Below are 424 nucleotides of genomic sequence, written 5' to 3' on the forward strand. Positions count from 1 at the left end.
CAGGCTCGTAAGAGCCTGTGGATCGAAACCGCATTCCCGGCCATCATGGATCAGACCATCCGGGTCAGGCTCGTAAGAGCCTGTGGATCGAAACCTAAGTTACAATTGCGAATTCTTCCGCATATAAAGGGTCAGGCTCGTAAGAGCCTGTGGATCGAAACCCCGTCAATCCCGGAGAAGACCATCCAAGAGCCGGTCAGGCTCGTAAGAGCCTGTGGATCGAAACCGCGAACAGCAATGCTTAGCTGCGTATAGCCAACCGGTCAGGCTCGTAAGAGCCTGTGGATCGAAACCGTTTCCCGGATTATGAACAAACTCTATCCCCACGGTCAGGCTCGTAAGAGCCTGTGGATCGAAACGGCGGATGTAAAGAAGCGTTCGCGGTATTTCTGCGGTCAGGCTCGTAAGAGCCTGTGGATCGAAA

The 424-nt window shown here is 53.8% G+C and carries 1 CRISPR repeat array.

Features of this window, described 5'->3' with window-relative positions:
* Window positions 1–62: 62 nt before the first annotated feature.
* A CRISPR array of direct repeats spans window positions 63–360; the repeat unit is 33 nt; unit sequence GGTCAGGCTCGTAAGAGCCTGTGGATCGAAACC.
* Window positions 361–424 lie beyond the last annotated feature (64 nt).

The sequence above is a fragment of the [Clostridium] symbiosum ATCC 14940 genome, assembly GCF_000466485.1.
Classification (GTDB): domain Bacteria; phylum Bacillota; class Clostridia; order Lachnospirales; family Lachnospiraceae; genus Otoolea; species Otoolea symbiosa.